Raw genomic sequence first — 1,464 nt, 5'->3', positions numbered from 1 at the left:
GGGGGGTGCCCCTATGTTTTTGTCAAGCGGCGAGTTGGTGTTCAGTTTCGTAGAGGGTGCCGTCTCGCAGCATGGCGAATAGAACATCACAGCGGCGTCGGGCGAGTGCGATGAGGGCTTGGTTGTGGCGTTTGCCTTGGGTGATTTTGCGGTCGTAGTAGGTGCGGGAGACGGGGTCGCGCAGGGCCGCGAAGGCGGACAGGAAGAGAGCACGTTTGAGGATCTTGTTTCCTCGGCGGGAGGGATGTTCGCCGCGGATTGAGCTGCCGGAGCGTCGGGTCACGGGTGCGAGGCCGGCGTAGGAGGCGAGGTGGCCGGCGGTTTCGAAGTGCTTGCCGGTGACTTCGGTGAGGAGCCGGGCTGCGGTCCTGACGCCGACTCCGGGCATGCTCGTCAGGACGGGGGAAAGAGGGTGGTCGTTCACCAGCTTCTCGACCTCGACGGCGATGTCGGACCGCTGTTGGCGCAAGGCGGCGAGTTGTTCGGCCAAGCGCGGGAGGACCGTCGCGGCCGCATTAGTGCCGACGACCACGACGGTCTGTTCGCTCAAGGCTTGGGTGATTTCTTCTGCCAGGCGGCGGCCCATCCGTGGGGCCAGCTTCAGCAGCCGGGTGGCCATCCGCGTGGTGCCGGCTGATTTCATCGCCGCCGGTGACGGGTAATGCTGGAGCAGATCTAGCATCGCCGGGTGGTCCAGATGCGGGCCCACGACCCGCTCCAACGCTGGGTGAATCTGGGTGAGCAGCCCGCGAATTCGGTTGCTGGTCGCCGTCATCTGACCCACGATGTCATCGTCAAAACCACAAAGCATGGACAGCTCCGCGACGGACTCATCAGCCAGCTGAATCGACCGCAACGCATGCGGAAGTGTTCGGGCGGCTTGGGCGATGATCGCTGCGTCCCGGGCATCGGTCTTCGCCTCACCCGCGTGGAGGTCGGCGATGCGCCGCATCGCTAGGCCGGGCAGGTAGCCGACGAGGACTCCTTCGGCTTGGGCGACGGCGATCGGCAAGGCGCCGATCGTGGCCGGTTGGTCGACGATGACGAGCACCGTGCCGGACTGTTTCAGCTTCTGTAGCACCGCCCGCATCTTGCCTTCGTCGTTCGGTAATGCTTTGTCGAAGAGGACCTTGCCGGCCCGGTTCAGGGCGACGGCGTGGTGCTCGCCTTTGCCAACGTCGACACCGACGAACACGTCGACGCTGTCATAGTTTTCGATCATGACTGCTCCCATCCACTTGTATTCGTGGCCTGGTCTACGGCGTCAAGTCTCGGCATCCACGTTACGAACGACCTCGGCTTTACGCCTAGTCGAGCCCCTATCAGCGATCACCCGACGCCAATCGAGTCCGGTGACAACACCCCCCGGATCATTAATGACTGGGGGCAACAATCATGCCGGACCCGACAGGCCAACTCCCTCAGATACTCACACCATCCGAGGTTACGAACAAGGTAACGGGG

At 63.4% G+C, this 1,464-nt stretch carries 1 pseudogene; it reads right to left on the bottom strand.

What is annotated here, in order from left to right:
• Positions 1-22: 22 nt before the first annotated feature.
• Positions 23-1,278 (bottom strand): annotated as a pseudogene (locus E3T47_RS08610) (IS110 family RNA-guided transposase).
• Positions 1,279-1,464: the final 186 nt, after the last annotated feature.

Source organism: Cryobacterium ruanii (assembly GCF_004404055.1).
Classification (GTDB): domain Bacteria; phylum Actinomycetota; class Actinomycetes; order Actinomycetales; family Microbacteriaceae; genus Cryobacterium; species Cryobacterium ruanii.
The sequence above is the reverse complement of the archived record's forward strand: the minus strand, read 5'-3'. Positions and strand labels throughout refer to the sequence as shown.